Below are 23,636 nucleotides of genomic sequence, written 5' to 3' on the forward strand. Positions count from 1 at the left end.
GCATGACGGAGATCGCGCACAAGCACCTGGCCTACTGCTGGATCGCCCGCGGCGACCGGGTGCTGTTCCTCCGCCGCGGGCCCGGCGTGTTCCTGCCGGGCCGGTGGGAACTGCCCGGTGGCACGGCCGAGCCAGGCGAGCGCCTGGAGGACACCGCGACGCGCGAAGCGGCGGAGGAGACCGGGCTGACGGTGCGCATCACCGGCGAGCTCGCGCGGGATGCGTGGCCGGACGTGGCGGGACGAGCGCTGCGCATCCACGCTTTTGTTTACACGACGGAAGAAGAGGGATCGGGCGAAGTCGTGCTCAGCCCTGAGGAGCACGACGACTTCGCGTGGCTGACGCGCGCGGAGGCCCGGGAACTGCCGCTGCCGGACCACTTCCGGCGGCTGCTCGATCGGTAGCGGTTTTTCGTTGCGCAGCACCGGTTCGCGGCGCTGCGGAGGTCTTCGGGTGGTGATCATGTCTTCGACGGTACCCGAACAAATGTGCGAGCGTCATCGCTGAAACGGGTGATCTGCACGGAGCGCGCGGGCAGCGATTTTGCTTGCGCCACAAGGGAAACCCGCCTAGGGAGCCCCGAATTCCACATTACCGCAAGGGACCGACAAAACCGGAGCACCGCCGACCCCGAGCGGAGACGAACGGCCGACTAATCGCGAGGTGCCAGGTACCGCAACAGAACGCTGGCGCCGTCGGTGAGCACCGAAGCCAGCTCCATCCCGGACGGATCCACCACAGCGCCGAGTGATGCCCGGCCGGACGTTCCCGCCACCAGGAACGGCGCCACCGTCAACCGGAACTCGTCGACCAGTCCCGCCTCGATCAACGAGCCGAACAGCCTCGGCCCGCCCTCGCAGTCGATGCGGCCCAGCCCCTCCGCCACCAGCGTCGACACCACCTGCTCGGCCGACACCGCCAGCTCCCCCGCCACGAACACGCGGGCACCGTTCGCCGCCCAGGCCGAACGCAACTCCGGAGGCGCCGCCGCGGAGGTGAAAACCAGCGTCGGGACCGCCGCCTTGGTGATCACCGGGGCGTCCGCGGGCAGGGACCGTCCCGTGGTCACCACCGCCACCGGCGCGATCGGGGCGAGGCCGAACCGGCGGCGGCGGTCGGCCGTGGCGGCGTCCGGGCGCATGCCCTCGAAGCCTTCCGCCATCGCTGTTCCCGCGCCGACCAGGACCACGTCCGCGAGGTCGTTGCCGAGGCGGTAGACGATCCGGTCCGCCGGGGTCGACAGGCCGCCCGAACGGCCCTCGACGGTGATCGCCCCGTCCGTGCTCGACACGAAGTTCACCGCCATCCAGCGGGGGTCCGCCGGGTAGCGGTACAGCTGTTCGAGGTCGTCTTCGGTGAGGTCGCGCGAAGACGGCCAGACCTCGCGGATCACTCCCACCGGACCGCCTTCGCCGGCGGGCGGGTGCCCGCGATGCTCGCCGCCATCTCCGCCACGTGACGCACCTGGCGGACGTGCTTCGTGCGGATGATCGCCACGCCGGCCGACGCCGCGAGGGCCGCCCGTGCCAGGCCGCCGGGTGTTCCGTCCCCGGCCACCGAAGCCAGCACCGGCACCTCTTCCGCAGGCATCGACCGGAACTCCCCGATGTCGACCACAACGGACAGACCGGGCACGGAAGGGATCGCGGGAGCCACGTAACCGGCGTCGTACCGGGCCGCGACCTCGGCCAGGTCCGCCCGCGCCACGATCAGGTCGGCGCCCGCTTCGCAGCAGGCCGCGGCGACCGACGGGTCCGCGGTGTCCACCCCGATGACGAGGCCGGGAAAAGCTTCACGCGCCTGCTCGATCAGGGCGCCGGTTCCGGGGAAACTCACCAGGTCGGCACCGTCGGCGACGGCGGCACGGGCCGCGGGGAGCGACTCGACCGCGGCCAGCACCAGCGCGCGGTCCCTGCTCAACCGGCGGCCCCGGAAGACGAGGTCGGGGGTTTTCATCGCACTCTCCCTGGCTGGACGTCCTTCGCGATCATAAGCGAGGCCCAGCGGGCGAGTGTTCTTCGCCGTCAGGTGGCGGGGCTTCGTCGCCGGGCCACCCGACTCGACGGATCCTCAGGAGGCAAGCGCCTCGTTGATCGCCAGCAGCTCCTGGCAGGTGCGCGTGGCGGTGAACTCGATGACGTCGTAGCGCGCGAGCCGCCGGACGACGAACGGATCGCTGGCGAGCACGGCGTCGAGCTTGCCGCGCAGCACCGGACGGGTGAGGATCACCTGATCGGCCGCGCCGTTGCCCTTTCCGGAAACCAGGAAGAGTCCTTTCGCGAATTGTTTACGCACCCAGTCCGAATGGTCCGGAAGCGCGTAGTCGACTTCTGTTTCGGGTGCTGTATAGGTCAGCAATGCGATGTACATGTTCGCAGGATAGAACGCCTTCGCCGGGACCGCATCCGCCTGGCGAGTGGCACGCGGCACGCCTTTCATTAATATTCCGTCAAGAACCATGGAATTCCTTTACCGGCGCTTTTTCGACGTACTCGCCGATTGCCGTACGCACGTCGTCGTACGTCGTGGTGTCGCCGCCGGGCCGACGCGGCCGCCCGCGCACGCGAGCAAAACTGCACAGCATGAACGCACTGACCCGGATCTGGTCCGATGGACGGCGCCCCGAGCGGATCGCCTACGCCGTCGGCGCGGCCCTGTTCCTCAGCGGCCTCGCCCACGCTCTCGTGCTCATCGCCACCGGCGGCTCCTGGCTGGGCCCGCTGTCGATGCGCAAGGCCGTCACGTTCGGTCTGTCGTTCGGGCTGACGCTCGCGTCGGTCGCCTGGGCGGCGTCGTTCCTCACCATGCGGCCCCGGCTGCGCGGCGTCCTGCTCGGCGCGTTCACCGCCGCGAGCGTCGCCGAAGTCGCGCTGGTCACCATGCAGGCGTGGCGCGGGGTGCCGTCGCACTTCAACTTCGAGACCTCGTTCGACACCTTCGTCTCGATGACTCTCGCCGTGGGCGGCGGCGTGCTCGTCCTGACCGTCATCGGGTTCACGGCCGCGGCGCTCGTCGAGCCGGGGCCGGCCGCGCCGAGCCTGCGCCTGGCCGTCCGCGCCGGCCTGGTCGTGCTGCTGGTCGCGCTGGCCACCGGCGCGGTGATGATCGGCCGCGGGGTGGTCGCGGCCCGCGGCGGCGACCCGCAGCTGGCGTACACCACCGCAGGCTCCCTCAAGCCACTGCACGCGGTCGCCATGCACGCGATCCTGGTGCTGCCCGCGCTGGCCTGGCTCCTGCGGTTCACCGGCCATCCCGAAGCGCACCGGCTGCAGGTCGTCAAGACCGCGGTCGCCGCCGACGCCGTGCTCACCGCCGTGATCGGTGCCGAGTCCTTCACCGGCATCGACCCGCTGGCGGCACCGCTGCCGCTCCTGCTGCTGTCCGCACTGGCCGCGGCCGTACTGGCGGGTACCGGAATCCACGCGCTGTCCGGCATTGAACCGGCCGTCCGATTCGCACGTGTCCTCAACGGGAAGGCAAGGGGCCGGTAAAACGGCGGACGGAGAACACGCGTGCGGCACGGTATGACCACCCACGGCCTTTTCCAGCAGAACAAGGCCCACAGCCCGTCGTTCTTCTCCGTGGCCAGGGCGATGGGCCAGCACGCGGACGACCTCGCGGACTTCTGCATCCCCTGCAACCCGTACTTCCCGACCGACGAGATGTTCGGCGAGCTCGAACGCAACCTCCGCACGATCCTCAAGTTCTACCCGAGCGACGCCGCCGCGATCACCGCGCAGCTGGCCGGCGTGCTGCGGCTCAACCCGTCGACGATCTCGCTGGCCAACGGCTCGACCGAGCTGATCACCTGGATCGACCAGCTGCTGGTGGACTCCAGCGTCGCCGTGCCGATCCCGACGTTCGGCCGCTGGACCGACCAGCCGATGGAGACCGGCAAGCGCGTCGACATGTTCCTGCTGAAGGAAGCGGACGGCTTCGAGCTGCGCGTGGACGAGTACATCGACTTCATCAAGCGCCGCGGCTCCCGGGTCGCAGTGCTGTGCAACCCGAACAACCCCGACGGCGGGTACCTGCCGCGCCGCGAGGTGATCCGGTTCATGGACGCCCTCGAGGACCTCGACCTGGTCGTCATCGACGAATCGTTCATCGACTTCGTCGAGGTCGAGCAGAACCCGTCGGTGGCCGCCGAAGCCGTCGTCCGGCCGAACGTGATTGTGCTGAAGAGCCTCGGCAAGAACTTCGGGCTGCACGGAATCCGGTTCGGCTACCAGGTCTCGAACCCGGCGCTGACGCGCAAGCTGTCGGCCGCCCTGCCGAAGTGGAACCTGAACTCCCTCGCCGAAACGGTGATCTTCATGCTCGCCGAGCACCGCGCGGAGTACGAGGACAGCCTCAAGAAGCTCGCGCTCGACCGGTTCATGATGCATTCGCAGCTCGGGCAGTTCCCGGAGCTGACGGTGTTCCCCTCCCAGGCGAACTTCCTGCTGGTCAAGCTGCCCGCGTCGGTCGACGGCGCCGAGCTGTGCGACTACCTGCTCGCCGAGCACCACCTGCTGGTGCGCCAGTGCGGCAACAAGATCGGCATGACGAGCCAGTTCATGCGCTTCGGGGTGCGGCCGGACACCGAGGTCGAGCGGCTGGTCGAAGGACTGCGCGGCGTGGAACGGCTCGGCGGCGGGCGGCACACGACGCCGACCATCGAGCTGGTCTCCCACTCGCGCGAGCCGGAACGGTCGATCAGCTGAGCACCTGGGCGATGGCCGACTTCCAGGCGAACACCCGGCCGTTCGCCGAGCTCGACCGCGCCGGCCGGACCCGGCGCCTGCGACGGCTCGCGGAAGCGGCGTTGACGGCCTACGCCGTGCCGGTGGCCCGCCTGACCCCGCTGGCCCACGGGCACAACACGTCGTTCCGCGTAGACGGCGCGGACGGCCACCGGTACGTGCTGCGGGTACAGCGGCCGGACGGCCCCGGCGTCGCCCAGGTCCGGGCCGAGATGGCCTGGCTCGCCACGCTGCGCCGCGAAACCGGCCTCGTCGTCCCGCAGCCGGTGCCGACGCGCGCGCGGGACCTGGTCACCGTGGTCGCCGACCCCGCGGTGCCCGAACCCCGCACCTGCGTGCTCTGCCACTGGGTCGAGGGCCGGTTCCTCGACGAGCGGCTCAGCGCACCGCAGCTGTACGCGGTGGGCGAGTTCGCCGCGCGGCTGCACCTGCACGGCACGCGGATGAACGGCCTCGACCGGCGCCGCGTCGACGACCTGACCGAGTTCGGCCGCACGCAGGTGGACGGCTTCTCCGCGGCGGTCGTCGAACGGGCCGTCGCGGCGGCGGGCGGCGACGAGCGGATCCGCAAAGCGGTGGCGCGCGCCCGCGCGGTGCGCGCGGAGCTGGGGTACGGCTCCGACGTCTTCGGCCTGGTGCACGGCGACCTGCACCAGGACAACTACCTGCTGCACCGCGGCCGGGTGCACGCGATCGACTTCGACGACTGCGGCTACGGGCACTTCGCCTACGACCTCGCCGTGGCGCTCGACGCCCTCCGGCACCTGCCCCACCGCGAAGAGCTGAAGGAGGCGCTCCTGGACGGCTACCGCTCGGTCCGCCCGGCCGCGGCCACGACGGACGCGGGCGTGCTGGCCGCCTTCGCCGGGCTTCGCCGGGTCCAGCTCCGCCTCCGCTGACCTCGCCGACGTGGCACTTTCATAGGGAAAGTGCCACGTTACAAGCCGCCGTTACAATTGCTACATGGCCGGACGATCGAGCAACGCCACCAGTACCCGCGACCGCCTGCTCATGGCCGCCGGTCAGCTCCTGCACGAAGCGGGCGACGGGCCGGTGTCGACGCGGGCGATCTGCGAACGCGCCGGCGTCCAGGCACCCACGCTGTACCACCACTTCGGCAGCAAGCAGGGCCTGCTCGACGCGGTCGTCAACTACGGCTTCACCCAGTACGTCCAGGCGCCGGAACCGGGCGGCGACCCGGTGGACCGGATCCGCGCGGGCTGGGACAGGCACGTCGAGTACGGCTTGGAGCACCCCGCGTTCTACGTGCTGCTCTACGGCCAGATCGAGCCGGGCGTGCCGTGCAACCTCACGTCGAGCGCCGAAGCGATGCTGCTGGAGCTCTTCACGCCGTTGGCGCGCGACGGCCGCCTGCGCGTCGAGGCGGCGGAGGCCGCGCGGCAGTTCGCGGCGGCCAACAGCGGCGTGACGCTCAGCCTGATCGCCCAGCCGAAGGAAAGCCGGGACCTCACGATGTCCGCGCAGGTCAGGGAGTCGGTGCTGGCCGGGCTGCTCGCCGACCGCCCGGCCGAAGGCACATCCGTGAGCGCCCTCGCTGTCGCTTTGTCGACCGCCCTCGAGGACGACGATCGCGCCTTGACCCCGACCGAGCGCCTGATGCTGCGGGAGTGGCTGCACCGGCTGGCGAGCTGAACGCTACATTTGCTACATTGCTCGATATGGCAAATGTATCGAGCACTTTCGGCCTGTTCCTGGCTCCGCACCGCGACGACGTGGTCCGCAAGGAACAGGCGATCGCGGCGGACGCACTGGGGTACGGCGTGGTCTGGCTGGGCACCGGGAGCAACTCGGTCGGCGACCTCGCCTTCGTCGAAGAAATCCTCGCCGCCACCGAACGGGTCACCGTGGCGACCGCGATCGTCAACATGTGGCTGGACGAACCGGAGACGCTCGCCGAGTCCTACCACCGGCTCGCCGGGCGCTACGGACAGCGCTTGCTGCTCGGCATCGGCGTCGGCCATCCCGAGTCGGTCACCGGATACCAGAGCCCGTACGCCAAGATCGTCGGCTACCTCGACCGGCTCGACGCGGCCGGCGTTCCGGCCGAGGCCCGGGTGCTCGCCGCGCTCGGCGACCGCGTGCTGAAGCTGGCCGCCGAACGCACCGCGGGCGCGCACCCGTACCTCGTGCCCGCTACGCACACCAGGCACGCGCGCGCGATCCTGGGTGCGGGCAAGCTCCTCGCGCCGGAGCAGAAGGTGGTCGTGGACGACGACAGCGCGGCCGCGCGCGCCATCGGACGGCCGTACGTCCAGACCCCCTACCTTGGCTTGCGCAACTACGTGAACAACCTGCTGCGGCACGGGTACACCGAGGCCGACGTCGCCGGCGGCGGCAGCGACCGCCTGATCGACGACCTCGTCCTCCACGGCACGCCGGAGGCGATCGCGAAGGGCCTGCTGTCCCATGTGGACGCCGGTGCCGACCACGTGGCGGTGCAGGTGCTCGGCCCGTCACCCGAAGCGGAGCTGGAGAGCCAGCGGCGGCTGGCCGAAGTGCTGCTCTGATCAGCCGGGCGCGGGCAGCAGGGCGTTCAGCGCCGCCACCAGCGTGCGTTCCTCGCGGGCGAAGTGAGCGTCCAATTCGGACTTGAGCCGGTCGAATTCCGCGCGCAGCCGCACCGGGTCGGCTTCCGCCTCGACGAGCTGCCGGATCTCCTCCTGCAGCCGCGCGACGGCGGCGTGCTCTTCGTCCAGCTTCGCCAGCGTGGGCGCGAGGGCGGGAAACCGCTGGGCCAGCAACGGGAAGATGCTCGAGGTCTCACCGGTGTGGTGCCGAGTGAGGGCGGTGCAGAACCCGGCGCACCGCAGCCGCAGCTCTCGCGGGGTCCCGCAATCCAGCCCGGCGCTCAGTTCCTTCAGCTCGCCGCGCAGCCAGTCGTGCACCTCGACGAGCCAGTCGCCCATGCGGCGCGCGGTGTCGATCCGGTGCAGCTCGACGACGGGCAGGAGCCGGGCCGTTCGCGCCTGGTAGTCCGCGAACCCCGGCTCCCGCGCGATCACCGCGGCGAAGAGCCGGTCCCGGTCCGGCGGGAGGGCCGCCATCGCCTCGTACGCTTCGGTGTCCGTTTCCACCAGGACAAGCGGGTTGTGCCGGATGTTGTGGTACCAGGCGGGGTGCTTCGGCGATCCCATCGCCGAGGCGACGACGACCAGCCGGCCGTCGATGTCCAAGGCGCCCAAGGGAACCCGGTGCTTCCGGCCCGTCCGGGCACCGGTCGTGGTGAGCATGATCAAACTGAGTGGTCCTTTTCCGATGACGAAATCACCGGAGGCCGAGAGCCGACACGGAAGACACACCTCTGCCAGGAAAGGCAGAACTGTCGATCTCAAGGGGGCTTGAGTAGCCACTACCTCCGTGTGTCGGCCCATCCGGGGCGCACCGTCACGCTAGCACGGCTCACCGGGCGGCGTCAGCGGCTTTCCGCGCGGCGGCGGCGGCCGCGTCGGCTTCGTCGAAGGCCGCTTTCGCGGTCTCGAACTCCGCTTTCGCCCGCCCGGCGCGCTCCTCGGCTTCGGCCAGCCGCTCGCGCAGGTCGTCGACGCGGGCCGTGGCCTGCTCGGCCGCCCGCTCGGTGCGGACCAGGTCGCGCTCGGCCACCGCGCGTTCCTTGTCCCGTTCGGCCGCTTCCTTGCGCAGGCGCTCGCGTTCCGCGCGGGCGCGCGCCCGTTCCTCTTCTTCGCGCCGGTGGTCGCGCTTCGGCTCGGCCGGTTCGGCCTTGTCCACCAGCTTCCGCGGGCGCTTCCCGGTGGCGGGCGGGACGCTCGCGGCGAGGCTGAACCACTGGTCGGTGTCCTGGTGCGCGACCGACGTCAACCGCCCGGCGAGGGCCAGCGCGGCGGTGTCCGGCTCGGCCGCGACGGCCTCCAGGGTCGCCTCCACCTCGCGGCTCACCGTGTCGCTCATCGACGGCAGCTCGTGGAGGATCCGCCGCACCAGCTCGCCGCGACGCCGGGTCAGCGCCCGCAGCTCGTCGCCGGCCAGGCGGGTGTGGGCGTCCCGCAGCTCGGCACCGAGCTCGGCCAGTTCGCGCAGCTGGTCGGAGTCGTCCCTGGCCAGTCCGTTGACGATCGCCGCGGCCGTTGTCGGCTTGCGAAGCTGCTGGATCCGCTTCGCGAGCTCGGCGTCTCCTTCGGCCTTCGCCGCCTTCGCGGCCTTGTTGCGCGCGCTGACGAACTCCGCGAGGTCGCCCCCGTAGAGCTCACCGGCCACCGTGTCGAAGTCCATCGTGGTCCAGCGAACCACATCGGACTGGTGCGGGCACCCGGGACGAGTCATCATCGGAGGATGTTCTTCGATCTGGGTGTCCGGGACTTCCTCGACCGCGCGGAAACGGTGTACCCGGACCGCGTCGCGGTGGTCGACGAGCCGGACCAGCCCGCGCCGAGCTGGGGTTCGCTCACCTACCGGGAGGTGGCGCGCCGGGCCCGCGCGCAGGCCGCCAACCTCGACGCCCTCGGCGTGCCGGCCGGCGGGCGGGTCGCGATGGTGTCGCACAACGCCGCGCGGCTGCTCGTGTCGTTCTTCGGCGTGTCCGGCTGGGGCCGGACCCTGGTGCCGGTGAACTTCCGGCTGGCTCCCGCCGAGGTCAAGTACATAGTGGAGCACTCCGGCGCGGAGGTGCTGATCGTCGACCCCGAGCTCGAGCACCTGCTGGACACGGTGACGGCGAAGCACGTGTTCGTCCTCGGCCGCGACGACGACGCCATCTGGGGCGGCGACGCAACGCCCCGGCCCTGGGACGGCGACGAGTCGGCCACCGCCACCATCAACTACACGTCGGGCACGACCGCCCGGCCGAAGGGCGTGCAGCTCACCCACCGCAACATCTGGCTGAACGCCGCGGTGTTCGGCCTGCACACGACGTTGAGCGACAACGACGTCCTGCTGCACACCCTGCCGATGTTCCACTGCAACGGCTGGGGCATGCCGTACGCGGTGACCGGCCTCGGCGGGCGACACATCGTGCTGCGGAAGGTCGACGGCACGGAAATCCTGCGACGCATCGACCAACACGGCGTCACGATCCTGTGCGCAGCTCCCGCGGTGGTCACCGCGGCCCTGGACGGCGCCGCCGCGTGGGACGGCGACATCCCCGGCCGCGACCGCGTCCGCATCGTCGTGGCCGGCGCGCCGCCGCCGACGCGCACGATCGAGCGGGTCCGGGCGGAGCTGGGCTGGGAGTTCATCCAGATCTACGGGCTCACCGAGACCGCGCCGCTGCTGACGGTCAACCGGATGCGCAGCGAGTGGGCGGACCTCGACCCGCACGAGCAGGCGCGGCTGCTGGGCCGCGCGGGCACGCCGGCGCTGGGCGTCCGGATCGCCGTGGACACCGACGGCGAGGTGCTCGCCCAATCCAACCACAACCTCGACGGCTACTGGGAGAACCCGGCGGAGACGGCGCGGGTGCAGGAGGGCGGCTGGTTCCACACGGGCGACGGCGGCACGTTCTCGGACGGGTACCTGACGATCGCGGACCGCAAGAAGGACGTGATCATCTCGGGCGGCGAGAACGTGTCGTCGATCGAGGTCGAGGACGCGCTGAACTCGCACCCGGCGATCCGCGAGGCCGCGGTGATCGGCATCCCGGACGAGAAGTGGGGCGAGCTGGTGACGGCGCTGGTCGTGGTCGAGGGCTCGGTGACGGCGGAGGAGCTGATCCGGCACTGCCGGGAGCACCTGGCCGGGTACAAGTGCCCGAAGCGGGTGGAGTTCCTGGACGAGCTCCCCCGGACGGCGACGGGGAAGATCCAGAAGTTCAAGCTCCGGGAGCCGTTCTGGCAGGGCCGGTCGAGGCAGGTCAACTAGCGGACCAGCCGGAAGAACGTCCGCACCTCCTCGGCGAACAGCTCCGGCTGCTCGTACGCCGCGAAGTGCCCACCCCGCTCCAGCTCGTTCCAATGCCGGATGTCGGTGTACCGCCGCTGCGCCCATCGGCGGGACGGCCGGGGCATCTCCGCCGGGAAGATCGAACAGCCCGTCGGCACGTCGACCGTGTCCTCCGTCGCCTCCGAGAACCACTTCTGGACCTTGCGGATGCTCTCCCAGTAGAGCCGGGCCGAGGACGCCGCCGTGCCCGTCAGCCAGTACAGCGTGATGTCGTCCAGGAGCTCGTCGCGGGTGAACGGGAAGCCGTCGGACCAGGCGTGGAACTTCTCCACCAGCCAGCCGCACAGGCCCGCCGGAGAGTCGAGGAGGCTGTAGCCGATCGTCTGCGGGCGGGTCGACTGCAGCACCGAATACCCGTCTTCCCAGCGCTGCGCGTGCTCCAACGCGTCCAGCGCGGCCTGCTCGGACGGCGTCAGGTCGTCGAACGTCGCCGGGTCCGGGGCCGCGATCGGCGGGTTGAGGTGGATGCCCGCCAGGTGCGCCGCGTCCTGCTGGGCCAGCGACGTCGTGATCGACGTCCCCCAGTCGCCGCCCTGTGCCCCGTAGCGCGAGTACCCGAGCCGGGCCATCAACGTCGCCCACGCGGCCGCGATCCGCTCGATTCCCCAGCCGGGCGCGGACGGCCGGTCGCTGAACCCGTAGCCCGGCAGCGACGGGATCACCAGGTGGAACTCCTCGGACAGCGGCTCGATCACCTTGCCGAACTCCAGGAACGAGCCGGGCCAGCCGTGCGTGAGGATCAGCGGGAGCGCGTCCGTCCGGGGCGAGCGCACGTGCAGGAAGTGGATCCCGAGCCCGTCGATTTCCGTGCGGTACTGCGGAAACCGGTTGAACTGGGCCTCCACGCGACGCCAGTCGTAGGAGGAAGCCCAGTACTCGCACAGCGAGCGCAGGTACCCCAGCGGCGTGCCCTGGCTCCAGTCGTCCACCGGCTCGGCCTCGGGCCAGCGCGTCCGCCGCAGCCGCGCGCGCAGGTCGTCGAGGTCGGCTTCGGGGACCTCGATCCGGAACGGCGTGATCACGCCGGCACGTAGGTCAGCTGGACGACACCGTTGCCGAAGGTCGCCGATTTCTTCAGCTCCAACGGGAACGACGGCCCCTCGGCGGGGAACAACCGCTTCCCGCGGCCCACGACGACCGGGTACAGCAGCAGGTGCAGCTCGTCGACCAGGCCTTCGGCCAGCAGCCACCGCACCGCCGTCGGGCTGCCGCTGGTCATGATGTCGCCGCCGGACCCGGCCTTCAGCGTCCGCACCGCCTCGGCCGGGTCGCCGGTGAACAGCGTCGAGTTGTTCCAGCCGACTTCGGACAGCGTCGAGGAAAGCACGTACTTGCGCACGTTGTTCATGAACTCGGCGCCTTCGTCGTCCTCGACGGTCCGGCCGGGCCACGCCTCGGCGAACCCTTCGTAGGTGACGCGCCCGAGCAGCATCGCGTCGGCGGCGGCCATCCCGCTGCCGACGGCCTGGCCGATTTCGTCGCTCCAGTACCGCAACGACCACTTGTCCGGCGCTTCGACCACGCCGTCCAGCGAGATGAACAGGTTCGCGACGATCTTGCGCATGCGACCACTATAAACCGGCGAAACGTCAGGATCGTCCACTCGCGACGATCACGCGGTCCGCCTCCGCCCGGGCCCGCTCCTCCTCGGTCGCCGGTTCCAGCCGCGCCGGGACGTCCTTGTGGTGCGGTGTGCCCGCGATCGGATCGCGGTCCAGCGCGTCGGTCAGGAGGTTGATCCGCGGGCCGCTGACCACCCGCCGTCCGTCGGCCACCGGGTGCGCCATGCCGTAGCCGTGCGGCAGCGCGAGCTGGCCCGGCCGCAGCGCGGGATCGGCCTCGGCGCGGACGACCACCCGCCCCGCCGGCGTCACGACGGCCACCCAGTCCCCCGGCGCGGCCCCGATCGAGGCCAGTTCTTCGGGACGCGCGCGCAGAGCGCCGTCCGGATCCGTGCGGCGCCAGCGCGGGTCGCGCAGGATCTGGTTCGCGTTGTGGGCCCGTCGCTGCCCGTTGAGCAGCGAGAACGGGTACGCCGGGTCGGTCTGGTCGGCCGTCGGGTCCAGTGCGGCCAGCCAGTCCAGCAGCTCGGGCACGGCCAGCTGGACCTTCGCACGGCGCAGCAGGCTCCACACCTCGTCCTGCTCGTGCGCCGAGAACGGCGTCGGACCGGCCAGGACGCGCTCGAACAGTTCCTCCCCGAGCCGCGGGCCGGTGGCCGAGCTGCCCAGCGCGCGCTGCACCGGCATGGTCATCGTCTTCGCGGCGCGGTGGCAGCCGGCCCACAGCGGCGCGATCGACGCCGCGCCGTCGGGCAGCGACGCGCCCAAGGTGCGGTAGAGCAGTACCGGCAGAATCGCCGCGCGCTCCGGCATGGCCTGGACCAGCGCGCCGAGGCCCGCCTGCAGCTCCGCACGCGGCCCGGCGGCCAGCGCGGCGAGGACGTCGGACGGCGGTAGCACGCCGAGCTCGTCGAACAGACGCGCGTAGATCTCGGCCTCGACGAGCGTGCCCGGCAGCGGGTCCAGCAACGGCCGTCGTAGCTGGAAGTAGTTGGTCGGCCACTCGAAAGTGAAGAGCGTGAACTCCCACTTCTCGTGCTGGGACGCCGCGGGCAGCACGTAGTCGGCCAGCGCGGCCGTCTCGGTGTAGGCGACGTCGACGACCACGGTCAGCTCCGCGGCCTCCAGCGCGCGTTCGACCTCGCGGGTCCCGGCGAAGGTGTTGGCCGGGTTCGACGACTCCACCCACACCGCGCGCACGTGGTTCGGGTGCTCGGCGAGGACCTCCTCGGCCAGGGTGTTCGCCGGCAGCAGGCCACCGATGTACTCGAAGCCGGTGAGCTCGGAACGCTGCCCGGTCGTCGCACCCCAGAGCGGCTGCAGCCACGAGTGCAGGTTGTTCGTGCCGCGCCGGCCGAAGTGCCCGGTGAGCAGGTACAGCAGCTTCTCGAGGTAGCTGTTGAGCGTCGAGTGCCGCCCCTGCTGGATGCCCAGCTCGACGCGCACGGTCATCGCCTCGGCCGCGAGGATCAGCTCGACCGCGCGCTCGACGTCCACCCGGGACACTTCGGCGTGCGCGATCCAGGCGTCCACCGGCACTTTCGCCAGCACGGCGGCGACCTCGTCGAAGCCTTCGGTGCGCTCGGCGAGGAACCGCTCGTCCGCGCCACCGCGTTCGAGCAGCAGCGCCAGGATCGCGCCCAGCAGGTAGGCGTCGGTGCCCGGGCGCAGCGGGAGGTGCAGATCGGCCATCTCCGCGGTCTCGGTGCGCCGCGGGTCGATCACGATCATCCGGCGGTCCGGGTCGTTCTTGAGCGTGTTCAACGCGTGCCGGGCGTTGCTGAACCCGTGCGCCTGCCAGGGGTTGCAGCCGAGCACGACCAGCAGGTCGCAGTGCTCGACGTCCTCGGCGGTGTGCACGATCGTCGAGCCGAACATCCGGCCGTTGACCCAGAAGTCGCCGGTCTTCTCCTGCGACAGCGCGTTGAAGTGCCGCGTCGAGTTCATCCACTTCAGCAGCGACGTGCCGTACGCGCCGCCGGAGTGGTTGCCCTGCCCACCGCCGCCGACGTAGGCGAACGACCCCGGTCGGCCGGCCGCGGTGTCCGCGTCCCGGATCGCGTGCAGCTTCGCGGCGATTTCGGTGAGCGCGGTGTCCCAGTCGATCGGCTCGTGCGTGCCGTCGGGACGACGGCGCAGCGGCGTGGTCAGGCGGTCTTCGTGGTCGCCGTAGAAGGTCAGGCGCTGGGCCTTCTGGCACAGGTAGCCCGCCGAGCGCGGGTGCGCCTTGTCGCCGCGGACGCGGGTGATCTTCCGGCCGTCGAGCTGCACCTCCAGCCCGCAGTTGAGGTAGCAGAGGCTGCACGCGGTGCGGTGCCATTCGCCGGTCACATCAGCTCCAATGCACGGCCGAGCGTCGTGAGACGCGCTTCGAGCGTTTCGCCGGCCGGGTAGAGCCGGACGGTGTCGATGCCGGCGTCACGCCAGACGCGCAACCGTTCCCGCACCATCTCTTCGGTGCCGATCAGCGTCGTGGCCAGCACCATTTCGTCGGTGACGAGCGCGGCGGCGCCGTCGCGGTCACCGGCCTGCCAGCGGTCGCGGACCTCGGCGGCGACGTCCGCCCAGCCCTGGCGGCTGTAGGCGTTGTTGTAGAAGTTCGTGGTGGCCGAGCCCATCCCGCCGAGGCTGAAGGCGAGTTCCTTCTTGCGGCTGCCGACCAACGTGCGCAGCTCGTCTTCGTTGTCCGCGAAGGCGACTTCGGCGCCCTGGCAGACGTCGATGTCCTCGCGCTTTCTGCCCGCCTTCGCGAGTCCGGCGTCGAGGGGCGCGAAGTACGCGTCGGCGCCTTCGGGCACGAAGCTGGTGCCGAGCCAGCCGTCGGCGACCTCACCGGTGAGCTCCAGGAGCTTCGGCGACAGTGTCGCGAGGTAGATCGGGATGTCCGGGTTCGGCGCGGTGGACAACCGCATCGGCCGCGCTTCGCCGGGCAGCGGGATCTCGAACGCCTTGCCGGAGAACGAGATCTTCTCGCCCGCGAAGGCCTGGCGGATGATCTCGACGGTCTCGCGCATGCGCGTCAGCGGCTTCGCGAACGGGACGCCGTGCAGGCCTTCGACGACCTGCGGCCCGGACGCGCCGAGCCCGAGCGCGAACCGGCCGCCGGAGAGGTCGGCCAGGGTGAGCGCGGCCTGCGCGATCGCGACCGGCGTGCGCGTGCCGAGCTGGACGATCCCGGAGCCGAGCCGGATCCGGGAGGTGCGGGCGGCGAGGTAGCCGAGCGCGGACGGCGCGTCCGAGCCCCAGGCTTCGGCCACCCAGCAGACGTCGAGGCCGAGCTTTTCCGCCTCCAGCACGAAGTCGAGCGTCGTGCGGGTGTCCCGGGAGAACTCGACGGTCGTCGCGGTCCTCATCGGGTTTCGATCCGGGCCTTGATCGCGGCGAGGGTGCCCTGCATCGCCGTCTCGAACTCCCGCAGGCGGACGAAGACGATCTTCTGTTCCTTCTCCGGCATCCGGTCGATGGCGAACGACAGCCCGGACCGGCCGGGCCCCATCCGCATCCACTGGCTCAGGAGCGTGCCGCCGTTGTCCGGCTCGAGGGTGAACTTCCAGACGGCGCTCGGCTCATCGGGGTCTTGCACGGCCCACGCGAACACCCGCGGCGCTTCGCACTCCACGACGTACGACGTCGTCTCCCACTCGCCGAACGCGTCGTGCTTGCTGCGGCCGAGGAACTTGCGGCCTGCTTCGCACCACTCGACCGACTGGAGTTCCTGGCTCATCTCGGGCATCAGCGAGATGTCCGAGACCACCGGCCAGACGTCTTCGGGTGCGGCGTCGATCCAGGTCCGCACCTCGACGGTCGGCAGGTCGGCGTACCGCGCACCGGTCCACTCCATCGTGGTCGCCTTTCTCCCGTTTGACCACGATAGTTGCGTAGATAGACTGACTCTGTCAATCACTCCTGCCGGGCGAAGCGCTCCTCGACGTCCGGGCGCTCCGCCAGCCGGGGCGGGAAGCCGGGGCCGCGCCGCATCCGGGTGTCGTCCGGGGTCATCGGTTCCCGACAGTCGGCGCAGACGGTTTCGGCGTGCGTGTCGTGCCCGCAGGCGAGGTGGTGCACGGTGATCGGCGGGCCCGCCTCGGCGGCGAGCCACTTGTCGCCCCAGCGGGTCATCGCGAGCAGCACCGGGTAGAAGTCACGGCCCTTTTCGGTGAGGACGTAGTCGTAGCGCACCGGCTCGGTCTGGTAGGGCACCTTCTCCAGCAGCCCCTCGTCGACCAGCCGCTTCAGCCGGTCGGCGAGGGTGTTGCGCGCGATGCCGAGCGCCTGCTGGAACTCGTCGAAGCGGCGCACGCCGTAGAAGGCGTCCCGCAGCACCAGCGGCGTCCACCAGTCGCCGAGCAGATCCATGGTGCGCGCGATCGAGCACGGCCACTGCGCGAACGATGTCCGTTTCATGCGGCCGAGCGTACGCCGTTCCGGGAAAAGACTCAGCAGGTCAGACCCGGTGGCCCGTCGTGACGTCGACGTGGGCGGGCACCTCGTCGTGCTCGTCGCCGACGCTCAGCGTCCCGGCCGGCTCGACCAGCAGCACACTCGCCCCCGCCTTCGACGACGGCTTGTGGAACGTACCCTTCGGGACCACGAAGACCTGCCCGCGGCCGAGCGTGACCACGCGTTCGTCCGGGTCGCGCAGGCCGATCTCGATCTCGCCGTCCAGGACCAGGAAGAACTCGTCGGTGTTCTCGTGGACGTGCCAGACGTGCTCGCCGTCGAAGCGCGCGAGGCGGATGTCGTAGTCGTTGACGCGGGTGACGATGCGCGGGCTCCAAGCGGCGTCGAAGCTCGCGAGGACTTCGTTGAGGTCGATCGGGTTCATGCGTCCCATGCTCGACCTGGTGTTCCGCCGCCGCGAGTGCTAGGAATCGCACATGCCGCAAGAATTCTCGCACCGGGTCGTCGCGATCGTCACCGAGGAGTCGAACCCCTTCGAGATGGGCGTCGCGACCGAGCTGTTCGGCCTCCGCCGCCCCGAACTCGACCGGCCCTGGTACGACTTCACGCTCTGCGCGGCGACCCCTTCGGTCCGGATGAACCTGGGGATGTTCACCCTGTCCGGCGTCGCCGGGCTGGAGGCGGCCGACACGGCGGACACGCTGATCGTCCCGGCCCGCCCGAACACCGGCGTCCCCACGGCCCCGGCGATCATCGAGGCGATCCGCCGGGCCGCCGACCGGGGAGCCCGCCTGGTCAGCTTCTGCACGGGCGCGTTCGCCCTGGCCGAGGCGGGCGTGCTGGACGGCAAGCGGGCGACGACGCACTGGCAGTGGGCCGCCTCGCTGGCCGCCCGGTTCCCGCAGGTCAGGTGGGAACCGGACGTGCTGTTCATCGACGAGGGCAACGTACTGACCGCGGCGGGCAGCGCGGCCTCGCTCGACCTGGGCCTCCACCTCATCCACCGCGACCACGGCGCCGAAGTGGTCAACGCGGTGAGCCGCCGCCTGGTCTTCACGGGCCACCGCGACGGCGGCCAGCGGCAGTTCATCGCCCGCCCGGTCCCGGCGGTCCCGGACACGTCGCTGGCCCCGGTCCTGGCGTGGGCGCTGGAGCGGCTCGACACGCCGTTGACGGTGGCGGACCTGGCGGCACGCGCGGCGACCAGCCCGGCGACGCTGCACCGCAAGTTCCGCGCGGAGCTGGGCACGACCCCGCTGGCGTGGCTGACGACGGAACGCGTGACGCTGGCCTGCCGCTTGATCGAGCGGGGCGAGCTGCGCCTGGACCGGGTCGCGGCGTTGAGCGGCTTCGGAACGGCGGCGAACTTGCGGGCGCAGCTACGTCGCCACACGGGCCTCAGCCCGAGCGCTTACCGCCGCCGCTTCGGCCCGGCGGCCTGACCTCGGCGAGCGCCTCGGCCAGCGCGTCCCGCTGCAGCCGCGCCGGGTAGGTCGCCGGGTCGGCCGCGGCCAGGACGTTCAGCCCCTCCACCAGCGCCACCAGGCTCTTCGTCGTCAGCTCCAGCCGCTCGTCCGTCCACTCCGGACGGCAGGACGCCACCAGCCGGCGGATTCGCGCCAGGAACGAACGGTTGGCCGCGCGGTGGCGCTCGGCCAGGTCTTCGTCGGCCAGTGCGGCGGCCAGGAAGCCCACCCAGACCCGGGATTCCTCGTGGTGGCCGTGCGGGAGGTCCACCGCCTGGCCGAGCACCGCCGCGAGCGCGTCCGACGCCGAAGGGCACTCCGCTTCGGCCGCGTCCGCGCGGACCGCCGTGCGTTCGTACAGCAGGTCGCGTGCGTGCAGGAGCAACGCCTTCTTCGTCGGGAACGCGTGCATCACCAGGCCGGTCGTGCAGCCGGCGCGCTCGGCGACCGCGCGCAGCGTCAGCCCCGGCAGGCCGTCGTCGGCGAGCACCTGCCACGTGGCGTTCGAGAGCAGCTCCCGCTGGGCCTGGACGTCACGCTGCTTCGGCATGGCCCGGAAGCGTAACAGATGCTACGGTAACGCCTGTTACGGAAAGGGAGAGTGGCCTGATGATCGACTGCACGCTGACGATCACCGCGGTGACCTGGGACGATCCCGACGCCGTCCGCCTGCGGGAAGCCCAGCGGACCGAGCTCGACGCCCGCTACGGCACCGACGACCACGAACCCGGCGCGGTCCCCACGGCCGAGACCGTCGCCGTGTTCCTGCTCGCGCGCGACGCCGGCGGCGCCGCCGTGGGCTGCGGTGGACTGCGGCTGCTCGGACCCGGGTCGGGCGAGGTCAAGCGCATGTACGTCGAGCCGGCGGCCCGCGGCACCGGCGTCGCGGCCGCGCTGCTGCGCGCCCTCGAAGACCGCGCGCGGACGCTCGGCATCACCCGGCTGCTGCTGGAAACCGGCACCGGGCAGCCGGACGCGATCCGCTTCTACCAGCGCGAAGGCTACGAACCGATCGAGGCGTACGGGCCGTACCGCGGCGAACCGCTCTCGCGCTGCTTCGCCCGCGATCTGTGATCGGTTTTCCGATGGCCGGCCCAAGCTGAGCTATTGGCGGCGGGGTGCGCGGCGGGCCTACGGTCGACGTACCGTCCCTCCTCGATCCGGAGTTCCCCTTGCGCATCAAGCAGATCGGTGCCGCGCTGGCCGCGGCCGCCGTCGTCCTGACCGTTGCGGCGCCCGCCCAGGCGGCGTCGAGGATCATCCCGCTCGACCTCGCCGCCGGGCAGCAACCCGAGAACATCGCCCTGGAACCCGACGGTTCCGCCGACCTCACCTTCGCCTACTCCGGCGAAATCGGCCGGGTCACGCCCTGCGGGCAGGTCGGTGTCATCGCCCGGATTCCCGTCCCCGCCGACGGCGACGTCCCGGTGGTGCACCGGAAACTGTTCCTCGGCGGGATCGTCCGCGCCCCCGGCGGCAACCTGTACGTGGCCGTTTCCACCGGCACGGTGGCAACGGGCCTCTACCGCGTCCGCCCCGGAACCACTCCGGTACAGGTCGCCGCCCTGCCGCCGACCGGGTTCCAGAACGGCGTCGCGCTCGATCCCGCCAGCGGCGACGTCTTCGTCGCCGACTCCTTCGGTTCGGTCGTCCGGCGCGTCTCGCCACGCACCGGGCGGGTCACCGACTGGGCGACCGGCGAGCTGCTCGCCCCGGTGAGCGGCTTCGGCGCGAACGGCGTGAAGGTGCACGACGGCGCGCTCTGGGTGTCCAACCTGGACCGCGGCACCCTGGTCCGGTTCCCGCTCACCGGGGCACCCGGCCGGGTCGTGGCCTCGGGTCTCGGGCCGGTCGACGACTTCGCGTTCCACGGCGCGGACGTCGTCGCGGCGATCAACCAGGAGAACCGGGTGGTCACGGTCGGCCACGACGGTGTCCGGACCGTTTTGTCCATTTCGGACGGGCTGGCCAACCCGACCTCGGTCGCCGTCCGCGGTGACACGCTGTACGTGGCCGACAGCGCATACTTCGGTGGGACGCCCAATCTGCTGCGCGCCCGGCTGAAATGAACGTGCATCCGCACGCCGATTGTGCACGCGCTTTCGGTGATCTCCGGGAAACGGTTGCTGGGAAACAGATCCACCGGTAAGTTGGCGGACCCCGGTGTTCGGTCATCGGTCACCGGGGTTCGCGCTGCTCGGCGGAGCGGGGGAGGTTCCCGCCGAGAGAGCGCTTTCCGGCGGTAGGGGTCACCGCCGGGTGCAGGAGGGAAGCGGTGCCTTGGTGTTGCGGGGAACGGTCATGGCCGAGCACGTGACCGAGCCGTACGTGGTCGGCCTGGAAGCCATCGCGGGCGAGCTGCTGCGCGGCAAGTGGTGCGTCTACCTGCACGAATGGCTCGGCGACGACCTCGACCTGCCCACCTGGCAGGCGGAAGTCGCCGCCCACGCCGAACACGCCGGCGTCGAGGTGTGCTTCATCGAAATCCCGCGCAAGGACATGACGCTGGTGGCGAACGTGCGCGCCCTCCCCAGCTTCGAGCAGGTCACCGAGTCCGTGGCGGCCCTCGAGCACTACCGGGGCCTCAAGGCGGGCAGCCGGAGCGTGGTTTCCCGCCGATCAGCCCAGTGACACGAGGGCGATCGCCGCGCCGGCGCCGAGCAGCCCGGCGACCTGGGCGCGGCTCAGCCGTTCGCGCAGGAAGACCAGCGCGAGCAGCACCGGCACCGCCGGGTAGAGCGCGGCGAGCACGGTCGCGACCGCCAGCAGCTGCTGCTGGGCCGCGAGCAGGTAGAGCACGATCGCCGCGCTCCCGCACACCCCGGCGAACGCGGCGGGCGCGCACAGCCGGGCCGGCAGCCGCCACGGCGTCCGGGTCGCCGCGACCAGGCCGGCGACGGCGGCCACCGACACCGCGCGGCTGAACACCACCGGCCAGAACCCCGCTTCGGCCGGGATCCGCGAGAGCGCGACGAACTGGACGGCGAAGCCGAGCCCGGCGACGAAGGCGTCCGGAATTCCCGCCGCGGTCCGGCCGTCCCGGTCTCCGGGCGAGCGCGAGACCAGCCACAACGCCGGTACCGCGCAACAGATCCCGGCGAGCGCGGGCCCCGAAAGCCGTTGCCCCAGCAGGAGCAGGCCGAAGAGGACCGGCAGGACGACGGCGGCGACGTCGCTCGCGGGCACGACCAGGCTCATCGCCCCCTTGCCCATCGCCCGGTAGAGGAAGGCGACACCGATCCCGGTGCCGGCGCCGGACAGCGCGCCCCAGCCGAGCGCGGCCGCGGTGGGCGTGCCTTCGACGGCGAACAGAGCGAACGGCACGGTCGCCACCGTGCCCGCGACCTGCGCGTACAGCGACACGGTCATCCCCGGCGCGCGGCGGGAAACCAGCCCGCTGACGAAGTGCGTGACCCCGAAGCACAGGGCGGAGACGAGCGCGAGGACGTTGCCCATCACGGTGTCCCGGATTCGCGCTGTGCCTGCCCGACCGGGCAGATCCGGTCCTGCGCGACGCAGCCGGGGCGGTCGCAGAGGCGGCACATCAGGTCACCCGAGCGGACTTCGGCGTGCAGGCCCCGCAACAGCTGCTCCAGCAGCGGCTCCAGCGCGTCCTGATCGGACACCGCGCCCAGGGCGACGGCCAGCACTCGCTGCCGGGCGGCCAGCGCCCGGTGCGCCGCGGACCGCCCCGCGCGGGTGAGCACGACGCCGACCGCGCGCCCGCTCTTCGCCTGCCGCCGCACCAGCCCGTGAGCCTCCAGCTGGTCGAGCATCCGGGCGCAGGCCGGCTGGCTGAGCCCGATCCGCTGCCCCAGCTCGGTGCCGCCGAGGCCGGGGAACTCCGCGAGCACCACCAGCGCGGCGGTTCCGCTCAGGCTCACCCCGGCGGCCGCCGCGGCGGCGCCCGTCATCCGGTCGGACAGGTTCAGCACCGCCGCGCCGAGCAGGTTCGCCAGCCGCGTCTCATGCATTACTCATGCATAGCAGAGGTGGGCGGCACGGACAAGGTTGACTTCAACCTTCCTCGAGCTTTTACCGTCGTGCCCATGACCGATCTCCGCACCGCCCTGCCGCCGATTCCGCGCGCCGTCTGGATCGCCTCCGGGGTGATGGCCCTCGGCGGCTTCCTGGGCAACATGGACGCTTCGATCGTCGCGGTCGGCCTCGAATCGATGCGGGACAGCCTCGGCGTCCCGCTCGTCGAGATCCAGTGGGTCGCGACGGCGTACCTGCTGGGTCTTTCGGCCGCGCTCCCGCTCACGCCGTGGCTCGGGCACAAGTTCGGCGCGGGACGGCTCTGGCTCGCCGCGCTGGCCGCGTTCCTGTTCACGTCGGTGGCCTGCGCGTTCGCCCCGGACGCGGGCACGCTGATCGCCTTCCGGGCCGTGCAGGGCATGGCCGCCGGCGTCATGGTCACCGCCGGGCAGACGGTGATCGGGCTGGCCGTCGGCCCGGAACGGCTGGGCCGCACCATGGGCACGCTGGCGCTCGTCGTCGGGCTCGCGCCGGTCGTCGGCCCGAGCGTCGGCGGCTTTCTGCTCGAACACTTCTCCTGGCCGGTGCTCTTCTGGCTCAACGTCCCGATCGGCCTGCTCGCGTTCGGTCTCGCCCTGCGCTACGTGCCGCGCGGCGACCGGCAGCAGCCGCCGCCGATGGACTGGCGCGGCTTGGCCATGGTGTCGCTCGGGCTGCCGCTGCTGGTGTACGGGCTCACCGAACTCGGCGCTCCCGGCTCGCTCGCCATCGTGCTCGCGGCCATCGGCGCGGCCGCCATGGGCGTGTTCACGTGGTGGTCGCTGCGCACCCGGCACCCGGTGCTGCAGCTGCGGCTCGCCGCGCGGCCAGTGCTGGGTTCCGCGCTCGCGTCCGTCCTCCTCGGCGGCGCCGGGATGTTCGGCGCCGTGCTGCTGCTGCCACTGTGGTTCCAGCTCCGGCTCGGGGCCGGGACCGCCGAGTCGGGCGTCCTGCTCGCGCCGATGGGGCTGGCCACGGCGGTGTTCGTGTTCGTGGCCGGGCGGCTGACCGATCGCCACGGCGGCGGGACCGTCGCGCTCACCGGGTCGCTGGTGGTGCTGGCGAGCACCGTGCCGCTGCCGTGGCTGGGCCCGGACTCGCCGATGTGGGTCGTCCAGGCCCTGCTCGTGGTCCGCGGCGCCGGGCTCGGGCTGTCGATCATTCCCGCGTCGACGGCGGCGTACGCCTCGGTCGACGCCCTCGAGCTCGGCCACGCGACCGCGCTGGTGAACATCGTGCTGCGCGTGGGCGGCGCACTCGGCGGCGCGCTGTGCGTGATCGTGCTTTCCCGGGGCCTGGCCGACGGCCCGGCGACCGGGTTCGGCTGGGCCTTCGGCGTGCTGGCAGTGCTGTGCGTGCTGGGCTCGCTGGCCGCGGCCTGGGTCCGGCGGGCGGAGCGTTCATCCACAGTGGACGCTAAGGCGTGACTCACCTGGGAAGCTGGCGGGATCGCCGGATCGGTGCTTTCCTGGAGCCGGTCAAGCACTGTCGGTAGGGGGAGGACGGGCGATCGCGGGGGTCGGCAAGCGGCT

The 23,636-nt window shown here is 71.5% G+C and carries 27 protein-coding genes; 12 read left to right on the forward strand and 15 right to left on the reverse strand.

Annotation, left to right across the window (positions count from 1 at the left end):
* Positions 1-2 precede the first annotated feature (2 nt).
* Complete coding sequence (locus ACFPLC_RS04395) at positions 3-404, forward strand: NUDIX hydrolase (protein ID WP_378188593.1); 402 nt, start codon at positions 3-5, stop codon at positions 402-404.
* 248 nt (positions 405-652) lie between these two features.
* Here ACFPLC_RS04395 and ACFPLC_RS04400 read toward each other — a convergent pair whose 3' ends face one another.
* From ACFPLC_RS04400 to ACFPLC_RS04410, 3 genes are all read right to left on the reverse strand, one after another.
* Complete coding sequence (locus ACFPLC_RS04400; protein WP_378189059.1) at positions 653-1,393, reverse strand: dihydrofolate reductase family protein; 741 nt, start codon at positions 1,391-1,393, stop codon at positions 653-655.
* Positions 1,390-1,956, reverse strand: a complete 567-nt coding sequence (locus ACFPLC_RS04405; protein WP_378188596.1) for a dihydropteroate synthase — start codon at positions 1,954-1,956, stop codon at positions 1,390-1,392. The genes ACFPLC_RS04400 and ACFPLC_RS04405 overlap by 4 nt, the downstream gene beginning before the upstream one ends.
* 114 nt (positions 1,957-2,070) lie before the next feature.
* Complete coding sequence (locus tag ACFPLC_RS04410; RefSeq protein WP_378188598.1) at positions 2,071-2,370, reverse strand: YciI family protein; 300 nt, start codon at positions 2,368-2,370, stop codon at positions 2,071-2,073.
* A gap of 212 nt (positions 2,371-2,582) precedes the next feature.
* Here ACFPLC_RS04410 and ACFPLC_RS04415 point away from each other — a divergent pair, with 212 nt between their 5' ends.
* The 5 genes from ACFPLC_RS04415 (at position 2,583) to ACFPLC_RS04435 (ending at position 7,273) form a co-directional block, all read left to right on the forward strand.
* A complete protein-coding gene (locus tag ACFPLC_RS04415; RefSeq protein ID WP_378188599.1) occupies positions 2,583-3,491 on the forward strand; it encodes a hypothetical protein in 909 nt (302 codons plus the stop codon).
* A 21-nt stretch (positions 3,492-3,512) separates the two neighbouring features.
* Entirely contained in the window at positions 3,513-4,706 is a 1,194-nt protein-coding gene (locus ACFPLC_RS04420; RefSeq protein WP_378188600.1) for a pyridoxal phosphate-dependent aminotransferase, read from the forward strand.
* Between the two features lie 11 nt (positions 4,707-4,717).
* Positions 4,718-5,644, forward strand: a complete 927-nt coding sequence (locus ACFPLC_RS04425) for a phosphotransferase enzyme family protein (RefSeq protein ID WP_378188602.1) — start codon at positions 4,718-4,720, stop codon at positions 5,642-5,644.
* Between the two features lie 64 nt (positions 5,645-5,708).
* Positions 5,709-6,398 carry a TetR/AcrR family transcriptional regulator gene (locus ACFPLC_RS04430; RefSeq protein ID WP_378188603.1) on the forward strand — a complete coding sequence of 230 codons (690 nt, stop codon included), beginning with the start codon at positions 5,709-5,711 and terminating at the stop codon, positions 6,396-6,398.
* Positions 6,399-6,424: 26 nt separating this feature from the next.
* Positions 6,425-7,273 (forward strand): LLM class F420-dependent oxidoreductase, encoded by an 849-nt coding sequence (locus tag ACFPLC_RS04435; protein WP_378188604.1) that lies wholly within the window; start codon positions 6,425-6,427, stop codon positions 7,271-7,273.
* Here the strand turns inward: ACFPLC_RS04435 and ACFPLC_RS04440 are convergent, their stop codons facing one another.
* Positions 7,274-7,996 (reverse strand): nitroreductase/quinone reductase family protein, encoded by a 723-nt coding sequence (locus ACFPLC_RS04440; protein ID WP_378188606.1) that lies wholly within the window; start codon positions 7,994-7,996, stop codon positions 7,274-7,276.
* Between the two features lie 169 nt (positions 7,997-8,165).
* Positions 8,166-8,993 (reverse strand): hypothetical protein, encoded by an 828-nt coding sequence (locus ACFPLC_RS04445; RefSeq protein WP_378189060.1) that lies wholly within the window; start codon positions 8,991-8,993, stop codon positions 8,166-8,168.
* Positions 8,994-9,053: 60 nt separating this feature from the next.
* On the opposite strand from ACFPLC_RS04445, the gene ACFPLC_RS04450 reads away from it, so the two are divergent.
* Positions 9,054-10,577, forward strand: coding sequence for an AMP-binding protein (locus ACFPLC_RS04450; RefSeq protein WP_378188608.1), 1,524 nt, complete (start codon positions 9,054-9,056; stop codon positions 10,575-10,577).
* Here ACFPLC_RS04450 and ACFPLC_RS04455 read toward each other — a convergent pair.
* The 7 genes from ACFPLC_RS04455 to ACFPLC_RS04485 are packed head-to-tail and all read right to left on the reverse strand — an operon-like array spanning position 10,574 to position 17,045.
* Positions 10,574-11,680, reverse strand: a complete 1,107-nt coding sequence (locus ACFPLC_RS04455; RefSeq protein WP_378188609.1) for an epoxide hydrolase family protein — start codon at positions 11,678-11,680, stop codon at positions 10,574-10,576. The two genes, ACFPLC_RS04450 and ACFPLC_RS04455, sit on opposite strands and share 4 nt — an antisense overlap.
* Positions 11,677-12,222 carry a dihydrofolate reductase family protein gene (locus ACFPLC_RS04460; protein WP_378188610.1) on the reverse strand — a complete coding sequence of 182 codons (546 nt, stop codon included), beginning with the start codon at positions 12,220-12,222 and terminating at the stop codon, positions 11,677-11,679. The genes ACFPLC_RS04455 and ACFPLC_RS04460 overlap by 4 nt, the downstream gene beginning before the upstream one ends.
* 25 nt (positions 12,223-12,247) lie before the next feature.
* Positions 12,248-14,551 carry a molybdopterin-dependent oxidoreductase gene (locus ACFPLC_RS04465; protein ID WP_378188611.1) on the reverse strand — a complete coding sequence of 768 codons (2,304 nt, stop codon included), beginning with the start codon at positions 14,549-14,551 and terminating at the stop codon, positions 12,248-12,250.
* Positions 14,548-15,573: an LLM class flavin-dependent oxidoreductase gene (locus ACFPLC_RS04470; protein WP_378188612.1), complete on the reverse strand. Its 1,026-nt coding sequence runs from the start codon at positions 15,571-15,573 to the stop codon at positions 14,548-14,550. The genes ACFPLC_RS04465 and ACFPLC_RS04470 overlap by 4 nt, the downstream gene beginning before the upstream one ends.
* Entirely contained in the window at positions 15,570-16,061 is a 492-nt protein-coding gene (locus ACFPLC_RS04475) for an SRPBCC family protein (protein ID WP_378188613.1), read from the reverse strand. Before ACFPLC_RS04475 ends, ACFPLC_RS04470 begins: the two co-directional genes overlap by 4 nt.
* Positions 16,062-16,120: 59 nt before the next feature.
* Complete coding sequence (locus tag ACFPLC_RS04480) at positions 16,121-16,624, reverse strand: winged helix-turn-helix transcriptional regulator (RefSeq protein ID WP_378188615.1); 504 nt, start codon at positions 16,622-16,624, stop codon at positions 16,121-16,123.
* A gap of 40 nt (positions 16,625-16,664) precedes the next feature.
* A complete protein-coding gene (locus ACFPLC_RS04485) occupies positions 16,665-17,045 on the reverse strand; it encodes a cupin domain-containing protein (RefSeq protein ID WP_373309153.1) in 381 nt (126 codons plus the stop codon).
* A 52-nt stretch (positions 17,046-17,097) separates the two neighbouring features.
* Between ACFPLC_RS04485 and ACFPLC_RS04490 the strand changes: the two genes are divergently transcribed.
* Positions 17,098-18,063, forward strand: coding sequence for a helix-turn-helix domain-containing protein (locus ACFPLC_RS04490; protein WP_378188617.1), 966 nt, complete (start codon positions 17,098-17,100; stop codon positions 18,061-18,063).
* On the opposite strand, the gene ACFPLC_RS04495 is transcribed toward ACFPLC_RS04490, so the two are convergent.
* The gene (locus tag ACFPLC_RS04495) at positions 18,020-18,637 is read right to left on the reverse strand and encodes a TetR/AcrR family transcriptional regulator (RefSeq protein ID WP_378188618.1); all 618 of its coding nucleotides are present in this window, start codon (positions 18,635-18,637) and stop codon (positions 18,020-18,022) included. The genes ACFPLC_RS04490 and ACFPLC_RS04495 overlap by 44 nt on opposite strands.
* A 59-nt stretch (positions 18,638-18,696) precedes the next feature.
* Here ACFPLC_RS04495 and ACFPLC_RS04500 point away from each other — a divergent pair, with 59 nt between their 5' ends.
* From ACFPLC_RS04500 to ACFPLC_RS04510, 3 genes are all read left to right on the forward strand, one after another.
* Positions 18,697-19,161, forward strand: coding sequence for a GNAT family N-acetyltransferase (locus ACFPLC_RS04500; RefSeq protein WP_378188620.1), 465 nt, complete (start codon positions 18,697-18,699; stop codon positions 19,159-19,161).
* Positions 19,162-19,205: 44 nt separating this feature from the next.
* On the forward strand, positions 19,206-20,156 hold the full coding sequence (locus ACFPLC_RS04505) for an NHL repeat-containing protein (protein ID WP_378235701.1): 951 nt from the start codon (positions 19,206-19,208) through the stop codon (positions 20,154-20,156).
* 232 nt (positions 20,157-20,388) lie between these two features.
* Positions 20,389-20,718 carry a hypothetical protein gene (locus tag ACFPLC_RS04510; protein WP_378188622.1) on the forward strand — a complete coding sequence of 110 codons (330 nt, stop codon included), beginning with the start codon at positions 20,389-20,391 and terminating at the stop codon, positions 20,716-20,718.
* On the opposite strand, the gene ACFPLC_RS04515 is transcribed toward ACFPLC_RS04510, so the two are convergent.
* Both ACFPLC_RS04515 and ACFPLC_RS04520 read right to left on the reverse strand, forming a co-directional pair.
* On the reverse strand, positions 20,707-21,543 hold the full coding sequence (locus ACFPLC_RS04515) for an EamA family transporter (RefSeq protein ID WP_378188623.1): 837 nt from the start codon (positions 21,541-21,543) through the stop codon (positions 20,707-20,709). The two genes, ACFPLC_RS04510 and ACFPLC_RS04515, sit on opposite strands and share 12 nt — an antisense overlap.
* The gene (locus tag ACFPLC_RS04520) at positions 21,543-22,061 is read right to left on the reverse strand and encodes a MarR family winged helix-turn-helix transcriptional regulator (protein ID WP_378188625.1); all 519 of its coding nucleotides are present in this window, start codon (positions 22,059-22,061) and stop codon (positions 21,543-21,545) included. Before ACFPLC_RS04520 ends, ACFPLC_RS04515 begins: the two co-directional genes overlap by 1 nt.
* Positions 22,062-22,136: 75 nt before the next feature.
* Between ACFPLC_RS04520 and ACFPLC_RS04525 the strand changes: the two genes are divergently transcribed.
* Positions 22,137-23,531: an MDR family MFS transporter gene (locus tag ACFPLC_RS04525; protein ID WP_378188626.1), complete on the forward strand. Its 1,395-nt coding sequence runs from the start codon at positions 22,137-22,139 to the stop codon at positions 23,529-23,531.
* Positions 23,532-23,636: the final 105 nt, after the last annotated feature.

This window comes from Amycolatopsis plumensis, assembly GCF_042652605.1.
Classification (GTDB): domain Bacteria; phylum Actinomycetota; class Actinomycetes; order Mycobacteriales; family Pseudonocardiaceae; genus Amycolatopsis; species Amycolatopsis plumensis.